The organism is Vibrio sp. 1249-1, from assembly GCF_033340495.1.
Genome location: NZ_JAWOWJ010000002.1, coordinates 658,431 through 674,445 on the forward strand (window position 1 = coordinate 658,431; position 16,015 = coordinate 674,445).

13 protein-coding genes are annotated in these 16,015 nt (G+C 44.6%); 10 read left to right on the top strand and 3 right to left on the bottom strand.

Annotation, left to right across the window (positions count from 1 at the left end):
* The first annotated feature begins 7 nt into the window (after positions 1 to 7).
* From R7Z50_RS06360 to R7Z50_RS06400, 9 genes are all read left to right on the top strand, one after another.
* The gene (locus tag R7Z50_RS06360; RefSeq protein WP_017820684.1) at positions 8 to 634 is read left to right on the top strand and encodes a molecular chaperone; all 627 of its coding nucleotides are present in this window, start codon (positions 8 to 10) and stop codon (positions 632 to 634) included.
* A gap of 73 nt (positions 635 to 707) precedes the next feature.
* Complete coding sequence (locus R7Z50_RS06365; protein ID WP_005396171.1) at positions 708 to 908, top strand: twin-arginine translocation signal domain-containing protein; 201 nt, start codon at positions 708 to 710, stop codon at positions 906 to 908.
* Positions 909 to 918: 10 nt separating this feature from the next.
* The gene (locus R7Z50_RS06370; RefSeq protein WP_005377539.1) at positions 919 to 3,774 is read left to right on the top strand and encodes a formate dehydrogenase subunit alpha; all 2,856 of its coding nucleotides are present in this window, start codon (positions 919 to 921) and stop codon (positions 3,772 to 3,774) included.
* 11 nt (positions 3,775 to 3,785) lie between these two features.
* The gene (gene fdh3B / locus R7Z50_RS06375) at positions 3,786 to 4,394 is read left to right on the top strand and encodes a formate dehydrogenase FDH3 subunit beta (protein ID WP_005377536.1); all 609 of its coding nucleotides are present in this window, start codon (positions 3,786 to 3,788) and stop codon (positions 4,392 to 4,394) included.
* 14 nt (positions 4,395 to 4,408) lie between these two features.
* Positions 4,409 to 5,461, top strand: coding sequence for a formate dehydrogenase subunit gamma (locus tag R7Z50_RS06380; RefSeq protein WP_086046761.1), 1,053 nt, complete (start codon positions 4,409 to 4,411; stop codon positions 5,459 to 5,461).
* Positions 5,445 to 5,861 (top strand): membrane protein, encoded by a 417-nt coding sequence (locus tag R7Z50_RS06385; RefSeq protein WP_005377532.1) that lies wholly within the window; start codon positions 5,445 to 5,447, stop codon positions 5,859 to 5,861. The genes R7Z50_RS06380 and R7Z50_RS06385 overlap by 17 nt, the downstream gene beginning before the upstream one ends.
* Before the next feature lie 423 nt (positions 5,862 to 6,284).
* Positions 6,285 to 10,370 (top strand): RHS repeat-associated core domain-containing protein, encoded by a 4,086-nt coding sequence (locus R7Z50_RS06390; RefSeq protein WP_318148956.1) that lies wholly within the window; start codon positions 6,285 to 6,287, stop codon positions 10,368 to 10,370.
* Between the two features lie 17 nt (positions 10,371 to 10,387).
* Positions 10,388 to 10,804 (top strand): hypothetical protein, encoded by a 417-nt coding sequence (locus R7Z50_RS06395; protein ID WP_021486723.1) that lies wholly within the window; start codon positions 10,388 to 10,390, stop codon positions 10,802 to 10,804.
* Positions 10,805 to 11,309: 505 nt separating this feature from the next.
* Positions 11,310 to 12,530, top strand: a complete 1,221-nt coding sequence (locus R7Z50_RS06400; RefSeq protein WP_017634904.1) for an ammonium transporter — start codon at positions 11,310 to 11,312, stop codon at positions 12,528 to 12,530.
* Positions 12,531 to 12,562: 32 nt separating this feature from the next.
* Here the strand turns inward: R7Z50_RS06400 and R7Z50_RS06405 are convergent, their stop codons facing one another.
* Positions 12,563 to 12,736 (bottom strand): hypothetical protein, encoded by a 174-nt coding sequence (locus R7Z50_RS06405; RefSeq protein ID WP_005377524.1) that lies wholly within the window; start codon positions 12,734 to 12,736, stop codon positions 12,563 to 12,565.
* Between the two features lie 118 nt (positions 12,737 to 12,854).
* Here R7Z50_RS06405 and cobB point away from each other — a divergent pair, with 118 nt between their 5' ends.
* Entirely contained in the window at positions 12,855 to 13,586 is a 732-nt protein-coding gene (gene cobB, locus R7Z50_RS06410; protein WP_005377522.1) for a Sir2 family NAD+-dependent deacetylase, read from the top strand.
* 88 nt (positions 13,587 to 13,674) lie between these two features.
* Here cobB and R7Z50_RS06415 read toward each other — a convergent pair whose 3' ends face one another.
* Together R7Z50_RS06415 and R7Z50_RS06420 are read right to left on the bottom strand one after the other, a co-directional pair.
* Positions 13,675 to 14,712 (bottom strand): extracellular solute-binding protein, encoded by a 1,038-nt coding sequence (locus R7Z50_RS06415; protein WP_025766646.1) that lies wholly within the window; start codon positions 14,710 to 14,712, stop codon positions 13,675 to 13,677.
* Positions 14,713 to 14,961: 249 nt separating this feature from the next.
* Positions 14,962 to 15,993: an extracellular solute-binding protein gene (locus R7Z50_RS06420; protein ID WP_017634902.1), complete on the bottom strand. Its 1,032-nt coding sequence runs from the start codon at positions 15,991 to 15,993 to the stop codon at positions 14,962 to 14,964.
* Between the last annotated feature and the right edge of the window lie 22 nt (positions 15,994 to 16,015).

A 16,015-nucleotide genomic window follows, 5' to 3' on the forward strand; every position in this document is an offset into this window, starting at 1 on the left:
GCTCGCAGTGGACACACAACAAGAACAAACACTGAGAACAGACATTTATCTCGTTCTATCTGCACTTTTTCGTAGTGCGCCTAGTGATGAAATGCTGGCGTTCCTGAAATCGCTAGAAATTGAACCGTCTGAGAGCGCGATGCAAAAAGCTTGGCTCGCACTGCAACAAGCCGCGAACGAAGCGCAGCGAGAAGCGTTAGAAGAAGAATATCAAGATCTGTTTATTGGCATTGGACGTGGTGAAGTTGTGCCATTCGGATCTTGGCATCGCACTGGCTCGATGATGGAAAAACCGTTAGCGGAAATTCGTCGCGATTTGGATCTTTTAGGCATCGAACGAGAAGAGAACGTGAAAGAGCCTGAAGACCATATTTCTGCACTGTGCGAAGTGATGGCAATGCTGACAGGTGAAGAGGAAGAACTTCAACAAGCGGTGTTTAACAAACACATCGCCCCTTGGTTCCAATCTTTTACGCGCCAACTAGAGAGCGCAGAAAGCGTGAACTTCTACAAGCCAGCTGCACAGCTTTGCGACGCGTTTTTAACGTTAGAGCAAGTGCGCTTTAGCGTGAACACCAAAAGCAGTAAGAACAAATTAAAAATTGATGTGAAAAACGTCACTGATTACGAGTAATCGAGCAGTACTTGGTCATATCGATAGAGAGGCATGAGTCTCCAAAGATCTACCGTAAGGTAAGGAAGCAATGATGAAAGATAATAAAGAAATAAACACGAGCCGTAGGGATCTCCTAAAAGGCTTCACAACCGCTGCCGTTGCCGGTGCTGTTGTTGCGGGAACCACGAAAGTGGCCGTTGCTTCAGAAACGGTTGAGCCTTCTGAAAAAGACGTGAAGAAGAAAGGGTATCGTGAAACACAACACATTCGCGATTACTACGACACACTTTAGGAGATAACGGATGAAACTTGTCAAACGCTCCGACAGTGTGAGCAAAGAAACGAACCAGCTTGGCGTATCTCGTCGTGCATTCATGAAAAACACTTCGCTTGCCGCTGGTGGTGCAGTGGTTGGTGCTAGTCTATTCGCACCGGGAATGATGAAAAAAGCGCAAGCAAAATCAGTCGATCCAGAAGCGAAAACAGAAGTAAAACGTACTATCTGTTCTCACTGTTCAGTGGGTTGTGGTATTTACGCAGAAGTTCAAAATGGTGTTTGGACGGGTCAAGAGCCTGCATTCGACCACCCATTTAACGCCGGTGGTCACTGTGCAAAAGGCGCAGCACTGCGTGAACATGGCCACGGTGAGCGCCGTCTTAAATACCCAATGAAGCTTGAAAACGGTAAGTGGAAAAAGCTTTCTTGGGATCAAGCGATCGAAGAAATCGGTAACAAGGTGATGGACATCCGCAAAGAGTCTGGGCCTGATTCGGTTTACTTCTTGGGAAGCGCAAAGCACAGCAACGAACAAGCGTACTTGTTCCGCAAAATGGCATCACTTTGGGGTACGAACAACGTTGACCACCAAGCGCGTATTTGTCACTCAACAACCGTGGCGGGTGTAGCGAACACTTGGGGGTACGGTGCGATGACCAACTCTTTCAATGACATGCACAACTGTAAGTCGATGCTATTCATTGGTTCAAATCCAGCTGAAGCACACCCAGTAGCGATGCAGCACATTCTGATCGCGAAAGAGAAGAACAACTGTAAGATCGTCGTAGCGGATCCTCGTCGTACACGTACGGCAGCAAAATCGGATCACTATGTATCACTTCGTCCTGGTTCTGACGTAGCATTCATTTGGGGTGTGTTGTGGCACATCTTCGAAAACCAATGGGAAGATAAAGAGTTCATCCGTCAACGTGTATTCGGTATGGATGAGATCCGTGCTGAAGTGGCGAAATGGACGCCAGCAGAAGTTGAGCGCGTAACAGGCGTAAGCGAAGAAGACGTTTACCAAACAGCAAAACTGCTTTCTGAAAATCGCCCGGGCTGTATTGTTTGGTGTATGGGTGGTACTCAGCATACTACTGGTAACAACAACACACGTGCTTACTGTGTGCTTGAGCTAGCGCTTGGAAACATTGGTAAATCAGGCGGCGGTGCAAACATCTTCCGTGGTCACGATAACGTACAAGGCGCAACCGACCTTGGCGTGCTCTCTGACACGCTACCGGGCTACTACGGCCTTTCTGAAGGCGCTTGGCGTCATTGGTCAAAGGTGTGGGAAATCGATTACGAATGGATCAAAGGTCGTTTCGATGACAACGCTTATAGCGGTCAGAAACCAATGCACAGTGCAGGTATTCCTGTATCTCGTTGGGTTGATGGTGTACTGGAAAACAAAGACAACATTCGTCAACGCGAAAACATCCGTGCAATGTTCTACTGGGGACACGCAGTGAACTCTCAAACACGTGGTGTTGAGATGAAAAAAGCGATGCAGAAGTTGGACATGATGGTGATTGTGGACCCATACCCAACGGTTGCTGCGGTAATGAACGACCGTACCGACGGCGTTTACCTGCTTCCTGCAACAACACAGTTTGAAACACACGGCAGCGTTACCGCTTCTAACCGCTCTCTACAATGGCGTGATCAGGTGATTGAACCTTTGTTTGAATCAAAACCAGACCACGAAATCATGTACCTGCTTTCGAAGAAACTGGGCTATTCCGATCTTCTGTTCAAAAACATCCGTGTTGAAAACAACCAGCCGGTGATTGAAGACCTAACGCGTGAATTCAACAAAGGCATGTGGACGATTGGTTACACAGGCCAAAGCCCAGAGCGTTTGAAAGCGCACCAACAAAACTGGCATACGTTCCACAAAACCACATTGGAAGCGGAAGGTGGCCCTGTCAACGGTGAAACCTATGGTCTACCTTGGCCATGCTGGGGCACACCAGAAATGAAACACCCAGGTACACACATTCTGTACGATACGTCTAAGACGGTTGCAGAAGGTGGCGGTAATTTCCGTACGCGCTTTGGTGTGGAATTTGAAGGCAAGAGCCTTCTTGCAGAAGACAGCTACTCGAAAGGCTGTGAAATCAAAGATGGTTACCCAGAGTTCACTGACAAGTTATTGAAACAACTTGGTTGGTGGGACGACCTAACTGCTGAAGAGAAAGTGGCAGCAGAGGGTAAAAACTGGAAGACTGACCTTTCTGGCGGTATTCAGCGTGTCGCGATCAAGCACGGTTGTATTCCATTTGGTAACGCGAAAGCGCGTGCGATTGTTTGGACGTTCCCAGACCGTGTGCCACTGCATCGTGAACCACTTTACACACCACGTCGTGACCTTGTAACGGACTACCCAACTTGGGAAGACAAAGATGCAATCTTCCGTGTACCTACGTTGTATAAATCCATTCAAGAGCAAGACAAATCGGGCGAGTACCCAATCGTTCTGACTTCTGGTCGTCTGGTTGAATACGAAGGTGGTGGTGAAGAAACGCGTTCAAACCCATGGCTTGCCGAGCTTCAACAAGAAATGTTTGTCGAAGTAAATCCGAAAGACGCGAACGACCTTGGTTTCAGAGATGGTGATGATGTTTGGGTAGAAGGTGCAGAGAAGGGACGAATCAAGGTGAAAGCGATGGTAACACGTCGTGTGAAACCTGGTTTGGCGTTCATTCCGTTCCACTTTGGCGGTAAGTTCGAAGGTGAAGACCTACGTCCTAAATACCCAGAAGGTACACAGCCTTACGTTGTTGGCGAATCGGCCAACACGGCAACCACTTACGGTTACGACCCGGTTACCTTGATGCAGGAAACCAAAGTAACCCTATGTAACATTCGTAAAGCGTAAGGAGTCTGACAATGGCACGAATGAAATTTCTATGTGACACCAAGCGCTGTATCGAGTGTAACGGCTGTGTTACTGCATGTAAGAACGAAAACGACGATGCGCTTGAATGGGGCATTCAGCGTCGCCGCGTGGTAACACTAAACGACGGTGAAGCTGGTGAAAACTCTATCTCTGTTGCTTGTATGCACTGTACCGATGCGCCTTGTATGGCAGTTTGTCCAGCTGATTGTTTCGAACATACTGAAGACGGCATCGTTCTTCACAATAAAGATCTGTGTATCGGTTGTGGTTACTGTTTGTTTGCTTGTCCGTTTGGCGCACCTCAATTTCCTAAACAAGAGGCGTTTGGTGAACGTGGCAAAATGGATAAATGTACTTTCTGCGCGGGCGGCCCAGAAACAGAGCCTGGCTCTGAGGAAGAACGCCAAAAGTACGGTGCGAACCGTATCGCAGAAGGCAAGTTACCGATGTGTGCATCGCTTTGTTCAACCAAAGCGCTGCTTGCGGGTGACGCAGAGAAAGTCTCTGACATTTTCCGTCAACGTGTGGTAGAACGCGGCGCGAAAAACGCAGGTTGGACAGACGGAAACGATCTTTCTTACGATGCGACGAAAAGCTAAGTAAGGAGAGGCACATGTTAAACACGCTTAAACGTGCATCTCTAGCAATGTTGTCAATGATGACGGCATTGCTGCTGACTTTTGCAATGCCTGCTTCAGCAGAGGGACAATCTTCTAAAGTTATTCAACAGGAGATCACGCAACTCGCCGGGGCAGACTATTGGCGCGAAGTCAGAGAGGGGCAAGAAGGCTACACCACGTCTCAATCGCCAGAACATGGCGTATTGATCAGTAAACCTGGTGAGACTTGGTACATTCTAAAAGAAAAATGGATGTCTCCTGCTGGTGCTGTCGCGATTTTCGGCAGTATTGCAATGGTAATCATGGCTTACGTATTCGTTGGTCCTTTGATGCTTAGCAAGCCGCGTACTGGTAAAAAAATGAAGCGTTGGTCTCGTTTAGACCGCGCGCTTCACTGGAGTATGGCGTTTACATTCTTAACGCTGGCATTCAGTGGTTTGATGCTGGTTTACGGTAAGCACTTCTTAAAACCGTACGTTCCTACTGAGTTCTGGGGCTTTATCGTCATGTTGGCGAAGCAGTACCACAATTACATGGGACCATTGTTCTTCATTTTACTGATGCTCGTGCTCTTTAAATGGTGGCGCAAGTCGATTCCAAACATGACAGATGTTCGTTGGTTTATGAAAATGGGCGGCATGGTTGGTAAACACAAAGGCACACATCCGTCAGCTGGTTTCTCAAACGGTGGTGAGAAGGCAATCTATTGGTTGTTAATCTTCTTTGGTGCTATCGCGGCAGTGAGTGGCTTAGTTCTGGACTTTCCTATCTTTGGCCAAACTCGCCGTGACATGGAGCTTTCTAACTTAGTTCATGCGATTTCGGCGCTGATTCTAATCTGTGGCTTTATCTTCCACATCTATATTGGTCTATTCGGAATGGAAGGTGCGCTAGAAGGCATGGTGACAGGTGAAGTTGATGAAACATGGGCGAAAGAGCATCACGATCTTTGGTATGAGGAAGTGAAGTCCAAAGAAGCGATGGGTGAAACAGATACGGCACAAACGGAAGTAAAAGGAGCGAAAGCGAATGAACAAACCTCATAACGGGATTTGGGTTGCGTACATCCTGAGCTGTCTGACCCCGTTTACGTTTCTGATCTCAGGCGTTATCGCAATTATCTATGCGGGTTACCGATTAGATAAGGGAGAAGACAGCGACGTAGTGATTTCTCATTACTACGGTTTAATTCGCACCTTCTTTCTCTACCTGACGTTTTTTGTTGTGTTGATCGTCACCGTCGCGACTTCTAACGGTGTACTCGTTGGCGTGAGTGATTATTGGTTGCATAGTACTTTGCTTGAAACCATCGCTTACTTTATTCCTTGGGTAGGGATGGTGTTTGCTGCATTAGCCATCTTGGTGTGGTTTATGCGAATGTTTCAAGGGATGCAGCAACTGCTCAATAACCAACCACACAGACCATCGACAGGTCCAAACCTTTAATCAGTATTCTTTAAGCAAAACCGCCGTAATAGGCGGTTTTTTTGTTGCTGTTTTGTCTCAAATATGAAGCGTTGAGTCGCAGTGGTGATACTTGATGCAACTTATTGAGTGAATTTACGTAACTGGGCAGAAAATCATAGTTAAGTAAGAAACATGTAAAAAAATCGCGTCACGATGAGACATTAGTCTCACTCACGCTATTGTTCATTTACTCAGGATTCATCGTCCCGTTAAAGTACGCTGCGCTCAGAAATTCAAAGAGTTGCATACGTGAAAATTGCCATCAATACATTCAGTCTACGCATACAGAGGAATCTCTATCGGAGGATGTTTGATTAAGGCATCTTGCTCTCACAAATAAAAAGAGCGAAACGAGCATTAAATGATGCGGCAAGGTAAGAAAAGGACAAACACGTTACGGCTATGATCCCTCAATTCGTCATTCCTATCACGAATCGCTTTGGCGAAAGTTATCACTTCTCTGGTCAGTTACTTACTAGCGGCGAACCTAAAACATTCGTGACCAAACAAGAGGCAATAGAGTTTCTTGAGAGCTTTGGTGAGCTTGACCTTCGCTATGTCGAGGATTTGTTCTATGCGATTGGTCAATTCAAGCCAAACATACCTGACGGTGAGCTTACTTCCCAACACTATAATTCAACGTTTGCCAATGCTTTGGTGAACGGTGACTTGCATGTCGCTCGAATTGTACCTACCGGCGAAAACTACGCACTCTCGTCGGCGGTTACGCCTCCACCGACTCAAAATACCGTCAATGCAAAACCATCGAAGGGAAAGGGGAAGTCGAATAAAAAGAGTGGCAGAAGTGCCGCATCCGCCAAGCCTCAGCAACAAAGCAGCGAAAAACATGAGAAAGCCGGTGATCCTGTATCACTTGTGACGGGTGAAGAAATTCTCGAACTCTATGATATCGAGCTACAACAAGGTACTACTTGGCAGCGTACTTACCGCTCTTCGCAGTCGGATGTAAATCATGGAATGGGCTTTGGTTGGCGACATGCATTTCAGTTTGAATTACGCGAAAAGACGAACGAGAAAGACAATGTTATCGCTTGGGAGTTTGTTGACGATAAGGCCGATATCACAGAATTTGAGCCAGTAGATATTGGAGCAACAAGTTATCAAATATACGCTGGTGCGAGCTGTTATTTCCTGAGCTCAACAACTCGGATTGTAACGCTCGCTAATGGGCATCAATATCGGTTTGAGCAAAAAGATGATCGCTGGCTTGTTAAACAAGTTAGAAATGGCACGTTTTCAACGTTTCAATTGCAGTATTCTCGAAACCATCGATTGATCGAGATCGCATATAACAAGCGTCCGGTTCTTGAATGTCAATATGATAAGCAAGGACGCCTTGTAGAACTGCTTAATGCAAAGTCCCAAAAAGTTCTGACAACTTATACCTATGATGAGCACGATGATTTGGTCAGTGCAACTAATCATTTAGGCTTAAAGGAACAGTATCAATACCGCGGCCATTTAATTGTTAAGCGTGTACGACCAACTGGCTTTACTCATTATTTTGAATGGGATGGCGAAGGTGCTAACGCGAAATGCATCAGGAACGTTGGGGACGCAGGAATTTATGACTATCGCTTCCATTATCAGGGAAATCACTCTTCTTATTCTGACTCGTTAGATCATCAATGGTCTTTCTTGCATGACGAGCAGGGTAACTTACTCGAGAAAATAAGCCCCACAGGTAAAACTTGGCGATGGCAATATGATGAATTAGGAAGAAAAGCACAAGCTATCTATCCTGATCAGTCAACGGTCAATTATCAATATAATCAGCATGGTCAATTGGTTTCTAAGTTTCATTCCTCTGGCAAAGAAATTCAATATGGCTATGACGGCTTAGGTAAGTTAGTTAAAACGGTTTCGCCAGATGGGGATATCGAGAAGGCTTACTACAATAGCCTCGGTCAAAGAGTTTGGGATACCGACCAGTTTGGCTGTGTCACGGAATATGATTACGATAAACACGGGCAAGTCGTCAAAAAAGAGTCTGAAGATGGTAAGAAAAGTCAATGGTGGTGGGATGAACAACAAAGACTTATCGCGAATGAAATAGACGGTACATTACTTCGTTATAGCTACAATGAAGAAGATTTAGTGAATGGCGTTGCTTATCCCGATGGGTGTATTGCTCAACTCGCTTATGATCAATTTGGCAGGCGTACATCAGTTCGTTATTTTAACGACGAAGACAAAGTCGGTTATAGCGAAGAATATTCTTACGATGAGCACAGCCGTGTTGCTCAGATTCGAACGCCAGCAGGCATTACCTCGTATCAATGGGGAGCACTCGCGCAACAAGAAGCAGTCATCTTTCCCGATGGCAGCCATATTTCTTACGAATACGATCAACAACGTAACCTGACTAAATTAGTTCGGAGTGACGGCTTAGAGTTCGAATTCCTGTATGACGATGAAGGCCAGCTGTCAGGAACTGTTGGGTTTGATAATCTACAAAGCCAATTTGATTATGACGATATGGGGCGGATCCATCGTAAGCAAGTCGCCGATAGGACTGTGCTGTATCGCTATGACGCTGCGGGTTATCTCAAGCACGTCAAAGCAGGAAATGGTAGCAGTATTGTAGAGAACCACTTCAATTATACGCTTGGTGGTCGACTTACTTTCGCATCCAATCGCCATCAAACATTGCAATACCAATACTCTTCATTTGGGCATTTAACAAAGCGCATTCAAGGCCAGTTTGAGATAGCGCAGGAGTTTAACAGAGTTGGCCAACGCGTATCTCAGGTACTGCCAGATAATACGGAGCTGAACTTCTCTTACGATCGATATGGGCGTTTTTCAGCGATTCGGTTTGGAAACCTAGATTTACCTCAAATCAAATTTCATTACGATGAAATGGGACGAGTTTCCCAAATTGAAACGGCACATTTTAATGAGCGCATCATTTATGATGGTGTTGGTCGTTTGGTCGAACAACATTGGCCTGATAGAGAGAAAAAGTACGTTTACAATGCGCAAAACCGTATTTCATCAATCATTGATAATACGGCAGGAGCAACACACTATCAGTACGATGCCTTAGGGCAACTGAAACGAGTCAATGCTTCCGGAGATGTGACTAAATTTGAATACGATAGTTTTGGCAATCCTACTTTGCCATCTTCAGAGGTATTCGCTGATCGTATTGAAGTGCACGATGATGTCCGGTTCAAATATGACGCGCAAGGAAACCAGACAAAACGTGAGGGGCAAGGACATGTTCAGACTCGCGTATTTGATGCGTTAAATCAGCTCAGTGAAGTTCACACCGACGATGGCATCAGTCAATATGAATATGATGCATTAGGGCGCAGGACGAAGAAAATTACACAACAAGGCGTTACGGAGTTCTTGTGGGAAGGGGAACGTTTAATTGGTGAACGCTCTTCAGGTGCTTTCCGCTGGTACCTATATCAACCCGAAACCTACACGCCAGTGGCACTCCTAGAAAATGACGTTATTTATTGGTACCAGTGCGATCAAGTTGGTAAACCAGAGCGACTGATCGATTACGAGGGGAATGTTGTATGGAGTGCCAGCTACGATGCTCACGGCTTTGCTCATGTACATATTGAAAAAGTAGTAAATCCATTGCGTTTTCAAGGACAGTATTTCGATCAAGAAACCAACTTACACTACAACCTCGCTCGGTATTACGACCCTAAGCTAGGACGTTTTATCCAACAAGACCCGATATCTATTGCTGGTGGCATTAACCATTACCAATATGCAGTCAATCCTATCCAGTGGATTGACCCAACAGGTTTCCTTTGTGAAGAAGGGCTAAAACGCTTACAGCAAATGCTGACTGAGTATCAGGCGCAAAGCGATGTTCCCCAAGAGGTTTGCGATCAGATTTTAGAAGCAGCAAAAGAGTCATCTGTCGGAGAAGGTGGCGTTCGCTCGCAAGTCAAAATCCGAAAACCCAATGGTAAAAACAATATTCGATATGAATACGATTTAGACCATATTGATTGCGAGAAGAACGAGATTACTTTTTATCGTCATATTAATCACTCAGATGGCAGCAGACACGAAGTGCAGTATGTTGTTGGGATTGAGGAGTTTGTTCTTTTACACCCGCGCAAAGAATCTAGAGTGACTTATGTTTTTGGCCAATACGAATCAGCTAAATTTGGTGAGTCTACAACTATAAATTATAGAAAAACGTTCTTTGAAGCCAACCCTTTAACGGAAGGAAAAGTGGTTGTTCATCATGCAGTCGAGCAACAAGTTCGTGAGCGATACCCAGGGATAATAAAGGAATCCGAAATGCACTCTCTTGAAAATTTGCGTGGGATACCAAAAGAAGTAAACTCTAAACTTCATTTGAGTAAGATCAGGAAAGAGTGGGACAAGTTTTATCGGCAGAACCCTAACCCGAATAAGCAACAGTTACTTGATAAGGCGACAGAAATTGATGATATGTTTGGTGCACAATTCAACCCACCTATTAGATAATTAGTCCGGAGGAGCACATGTATTTTTATATTGAACCTGAGGTTAGTGGTGGATTGGGAAGGCATTCTTTACTTGATACATCAACTCATCCACCTAAAGTGTTTAAGTTACACTATCAATTTGATGGTTGGTTGGGAGATGATTTACTGGCGACGTTTCCGTGCTACATTGTTACCGAGTCATTAGCAAAAGAAATTGGATCAGCAAATTTAACAGGTTACAAACTGAGTGATGTGGAGATATCAACATCTGAGCAATTTGGCGAACTATATCCAGGAATACAATTGCCTAAATTCTATTGGTTGAAGGTAGTAGGTAGTGTGGAAAAGGATGATTTTTGGATAGCTGAAGACTATAGACTTGTAGTTTCAGAAAAAGCTTTAAAGACACTCAAAAAAGGTAGGATCGACGAGGCAGATATAGAAGAGTTTTAAAGCGATGTTGTATGGGAGCTGCAGAATTGCAAGTACTAGTCCTAAATATAACGTACTATATCCTATAGAGAGATTTTAAACCTTGCTGCTTAGTTAGCTTCCGCTATATCTCGTCGAGGGGCGTTGGCTAGAAGAAGTAAAAGCAGGGAAGATCACTCGATAAACTCCTTTAGTTAGCCATTCAGTATATAAGCCACCTCTCATGAGGTGGCTTTTACGTTTATCGTAGAAAGTTTGCTGTTTGTTGAGTTATATGGTGCGCTTTATGTTGGTGCACTAAAACCATATTGGTGCACTTATTAGCGTGTTAAGCGCCATTTTAAGAATACGTAATTTTATTAAAGTTCATGCAAAACAATAAATTAAATCGTAAGTGTTAGAAATGTAAATTATGGAATGAGAATTGCTCTGTTAGACGCTCTATAAATCAAGTTCACCAAATTGGTGATGAGCCTAACTTTGATGCACAGGATAAGTGCGCTACAGATCAACGGAGACAATCATAATGAGTGTAACTGCCAATCAGGTACACGGCGCTGTACAAACTCTCACGCAAAGTTCCGACACACTTTTCTTACTACTTGGCGCAATCATGGTCTTTTTGATGCATGCTGGTTTTGCTTTTCTTGAAGTAGGAACCGTGCGCCAAAAGAACCAAGTTAATGCTTTAGTTAAAATCTTGGCCGATTTCGGTATTTCCGCCATTGCGTATTTTTTCATTGGATACTGGGTCGCTTATGGCGGCACCTTCTTTGCTGATGCAGAGACATTATCTCAAGGTAATGGTTACGAGTTGGTGAAGTTCTTTTTCTTGCTGACCTTCGCTGCAGCGATTCCTGCTATTGTTTCTGGTGGTATCGCAGAGCGAGCTCGTTTTTATCCGATTCTTATCGCAACATTTTTCACTGTCGGCATCGTATACCCGTTATTTGAGGGAATGATCTGGAACGGAAACTTTGGTGTTCAAGCTTGGTTTGAAAATACCTTTGGTTATGGCTTCCACGATTTTGCAGGTTCAGTCGTTGTGCATGGTGTTGGCGGCTGGATAGCGCTTGTTGCTGTCGTGTTTTTGGGCATGAGAAAAGGCAGAGTTCGAGCAGGAAAGCACACCAACTTTGCACCTTCGAATATTCCGTTTTTGGCTTTGGGAGCTTGGGTCTTATGTGTGGGGTGGTTTGGCTTCAACGTCATGTCAGCTCAAACTGTGTCAGGCATAAGTGGCTTGGTGGCTATGAACTCATTGATGGCAATGGTCGGGGGCATTGTCGCGTCACTGTTGGCTGGTAAGAATGACCCTGGCTTTATTCATAACGGCCCACTAGCTGGCTTGGTTGCTGTATGTGCGGGCTCAGACTTAATGCATCCTATCGGTGCTTTAGTGACAGGTGCGATTGCTGGCGTGCTATTTGTTTATCTTTTTACCCACCTACAAAACAAAACCAAGATTGATGATGTGCTAGGTGTCTGGCCTTTACACGGTGTATGTGGCGCTTGGGGTGGTATTGCCGCTGGGATTTTTGGTCAAAGCGCATTGGGTGGGCTAGGTGGCGTGAGCATTATCGTTCAGCTTCTAGGAACGCTTTTGGGCCTTTCCATCGCAGCGCTTGGTGCACTTGTAGTCTACGGTGCGATTAATACCAGTATGGGACTGAGGCTTTCAGAAGAAGACGAATTCAATGGCGCTGACCTAGCCATTCATAAAATATCTTCGACCAACGAGGATTGAGGCCAATATGGGAGCGGCATAAAGCCGCTCTTTTAGCAATTGTCTTTCTTGGCTTGGCCCGGAGGACAGAAATTACCATTACCTCGATGGTCATCATCATTGGTGCTGACTCTTACCTTTACATCATCGACTTCGCCTTCAACATTGGTAAGTTGACAGCCTGCCAAAGTCAGAAGCAATGTAAACGTTAGAGATACTTGTCTCATTGCTGTTCCTCTTAAATTGTAATTCTAATAGTGACCATTACGACTATGGTCTAATCCATATTACTACTGTTGCTATTCTTTCAGTGTTAAGCTAATGAAAAAACAGCAAGGATGAGTTATGAATTTCCCTTATAGAAATATTGTAGTACTTACTGGTGCAGGTATCTCGGCCGAATCTGGTATTCAAACATTTCGTGCGCAAGATGGCCTATGGGAGAATCACCGTATCGAAGATGTAGCAACGCCTGAAGGGTTTGCTCGCGATCCGGACCTTGTTCAAGACTTTTACAACCAACGCCGCAAGAAACTTCAAGATAATGCGATAAAGCCTAATGCAGCGCATGAAGCATTAGGTCGTTTAGAGGCTGAGTTAGAAGGTAAAGTGACGGTCATCACTCAAAATATAGACAACCTTCACGAAAGAGGCGGCAGTCAGAATGTGATTCACATGCATGGTGAGTTGCTCAAGGCGCGCTGTAGTGAATCTAACCAAGTAGTAGAGCACAATGAGGACATTAAGACAGGCGAACTTTGTCACTGTTGTCAGATCCCTTCACAAATGCGACCACATATTGTTTGGTTTGGTGAAATGCCACTGCGAATGGGTGATATCTACGCGTCATTAGAAGAAGCAGATTTGTTTATTTCTATTGGGACTTCTGGCGTTGTGTATCCCGCAGCAGGTTTTGTTCATGATGCAAAAATGCACGGCGCACATACCATTGAAATTAACCTAGAACCTAGTGCGGTAGAAAGTGAATTTGAGGAAAAACGCTACGGAAAAGCAAGCGTTGAGGTTCCAAAATTAGTTGACGAGATACTGGCTCTAGAAGGAAAAGAAAGAGCGTAATAACTTCAACAGGAAGAGTTTTTGTCTTGTCATTAAGAACAAAAAAGCGGCTCATGAGCCGCTTTTTCATATCTTTAAAACTAACGAATTAGTTGTTCACTTTTAGCTTTTGGAAGTACTCATCGTACATTACGCTCGCTTCGCCAACTTCATCTTGCCAAGTACCGCTGTCCATCACTTCTTGTGGTGGGAAGATGCTTGGATCATTAGCAAATTCTTTCGGTAGCAGATCGTGTGCCGTTTTAACTGGCGTAGGATAACCAATCTCTAGTGCAATCTTAGCTGCGTTCTCAGGACGTAGTAGGAAATCGATCATCTTATGAGCTGCGTCAACGTTCTTCGCACCAGCTGGAATTGCTAGGCTGTCCATCCAGAAGATAGTGCCTTTTTCTGGCCAGATGATGTCGATGTTCGCACCTTCTTGACGAGCCATGTATGCAGAACCGTTCCAAAGCATGCCTAGTGAAACTTCACCCGCAAGGTAAGGGTTTGCAGGAAAGTCTGAGTTAAATACTAATACGTTTGGCATTAGCTTTTTCAGTTCTTCGTAAGCGGCTTTGATTTCTTCTGGGTTAGTCGTGTTTGGTGAGTAACCAAGCTTAGTCAATGCAATGTGGAATACTTCGCGAGAATCATCCATCAGCATTAGTTGACCTTCCCACTTACTATCCCAAAAATCATCCCACTTAGTAACCGATGATTTGTCTAGCATGTCAGCATTGATACCAATACCGGTCGCACCCCAAATGTATGGGATAGAGTAGTTGTTGTTCGGATCGAACGGTTTGTTTAGGAAGTTAGTATCAAGATCGGCAAAATGAGATAATTTCTCTTTGTCGATCTGTTGTAGCATGCCTTCTTTACGCATTTTAGAGACGAAATAGGTAGACGGTACTACCAAGTCGTAACCAGAACCTTGAGTTTTTAGTTTTGCGTACATACTCTCGTTAGATTCGTATGTAGAGTAAATAACTTTGATTCCGGTTTCTTTTGTAAAGTCTTCAAGAACTTCGTTTGGAATGTATTCCGACCAGTTGTAGAAATACAGTTCTTGATCAGCAGCCATTGCAGGGGTAGCGATGAGCGTCGCTGCACATAGAGCGCTTGCGTAGAATTTACTTTTCATTTGTTTTCCGTTTTGTTTCGCGATTGGACAAGTCAATACTAGCTGGAGTTATCGAGTTGAGCCAAATCGCAGTAAGCACAAATATGTTCATTTAGCTTGAATATCGTTGTCTCCTTGTTATGAGACGATAAATCTATGATACCAAGACAAATAAACCTAGCAACGCGCGATTATATCAGCCTAAGACAAAAATAGGCAGCGTATTGCTGCCTATTTTCCTATGGTTGATGACTTGTTACACAAGCTAGATTATTGTCCCGCTTTCAGCTTGAGGAAATAATCTTCGTACTTAACGGTTAGATCACCAACCGCATCTTGCCATTCAACGCGGTCAAGGTCTTCTTGAGAAGGGAACAGTGGGGCAACGTCTTTAAACTTAGCATTCGATTCTTCCACCGCCGTTAGGTAGCCAGTATCACGAGAGATTTGCTCTGCGATTTCTGGGCGCAGTAGGAAGTCAATCATCTTGTGAGCGGCTTCTACGTTCTTCGCACCGGAAGAGATAGCGAAGTTATCAACCCAGCCGATACCGCCTTCTTTAGGAAAAACGAGTTTAAGGTTCAGGCCTTCACTTTGTGCCGCTGCGGCGCTACCGTTCCAAAGCATACCAACGCCCACTTCACCAGACATGTAAGGTGCGCCAGGGTTGTCAGAGTTGAAAACTAAAACGTTAGGCATCAACTTTTGTAGCTCAGCGTACGCTTCATCGATTTGCTTAGGGTCTTTTGAGTTACCTGAGTAGCCAAGTTTACGCAGAGCGATATGGAACACTTCACGAGTGTCGTCCATCAACATTACTTGACCTTCAAGCTCAGGCTTCCATAGGTCAGCCCAGCTTTGGAAGTCGTTTGGATCGTACATATCTGCGTTAACCGCTAGGCCTGTAATCGCAACAACGTGTGGGATAGAGTAGTCGTTACTTGGATCGTAAGGCTTGTCTAGGTAGTTTTTATCTAGGTTGCCGAAGTTTTTCAGCTTAGTCTTATCGATCTTTTGTAGCATGCCTTCGTCACGCATCTTCGCCACGAAGTACGTTGAAGGTACTACTAGGTCATAACCTTGGTTATGGGTTTTTAGCTTTGCATACAAAGTTTCGTTCGACTCGTAAGTCGAGTAGATCACTTTGATGCCAGTTTCTTTAGTAAATTGCTCTAGGATATTACTGTTGATGTAAGGACCCCAGTTCATAAATACTAGTTCTTTATCATCCGCTGTCGCTGTACCAGAGAACAGAGAAAGCGCACATGCACTACCAGCTAATAGAGTAGCCCATTTTTTCATTGACGTTAGCTCCAAACCAAAC

Excerpts from the sequence above, each read along its gene's own strand:
- R7Z50_RS06395 (WP_021486723.1), top strand. The coding sequence starts at position 10,388 with ATGTATTTTTATATTGAACCTGAGGTTAGTGGTGGATTGGGAAGGCAT.
- R7Z50_RS06415 (WP_025766646.1), bottom strand. The coding sequence starts at position 14,712 with ATGAAAAGTAAATTCTACGCAAGCGCTCTATGTGCAGCGACGCTCATC.
- fdh3B (WP_005377536.1), top strand. The coding sequence starts at position 3,786 with ATGGCACGAATGAAATTTCTATGTGACACCAAGCGCTGTATCGAGTGT.
- R7Z50_RS06390 (WP_318148956.1), top strand. The coding sequence starts at position 6,285 with ATGATCCCTCAATTCGTCATTCCTATCACGAATCGCTTTGGCGAAAGT.
- R7Z50_RS06405 (WP_005377524.1), bottom strand. The coding sequence starts at position 12,736 with ATGAGACAAGTATCTCTAACGTTTACATTGCTTCTGACTTTGGCAGGC.
- R7Z50_RS06370 (WP_005377539.1), top strand. The coding sequence starts at position 919 with ATGAAACTTGTCAAACGCTCCGACAGTGTGAGCAAAGAAACGAACCAG.
- R7Z50_RS06365 (WP_005396171.1), top strand. The coding sequence starts at position 708 with ATGAAAGATAATAAAGAAATAAACACGAGCCGTAGGGATCTCCTAAAA.
- R7Z50_RS06400 (WP_017634904.1), top strand. The coding sequence starts at position 11,310 with ATGAGTGTAACTGCCAATCAGGTACACGGCGCTGTACAAACTCTCACG.
- R7Z50_RS06380 (WP_086046761.1), top strand. The coding sequence starts at position 4,409 with ATGTTAAACACGCTTAAACGTGCATCTCTAGCAATGTTGTCAATGATG.
- cobB (WP_005377522.1), top strand. The coding sequence starts at position 12,855 with ATGAATTTCCCTTATAGAAATATTGTAGTACTTACTGGTGCAGGTATC.
- R7Z50_RS06420 (WP_017634902.1), bottom strand. The coding sequence starts at position 15,993 with ATGAAAAAATGGGCTACTCTATTAGCTGGTAGTGCATGTGCGCTTTCT.
- R7Z50_RS06385 (WP_005377532.1), top strand. The coding sequence starts at position 5,445 with ATGAACAAACCTCATAACGGGATTTGGGTTGCGTACATCCTGAGCTGT.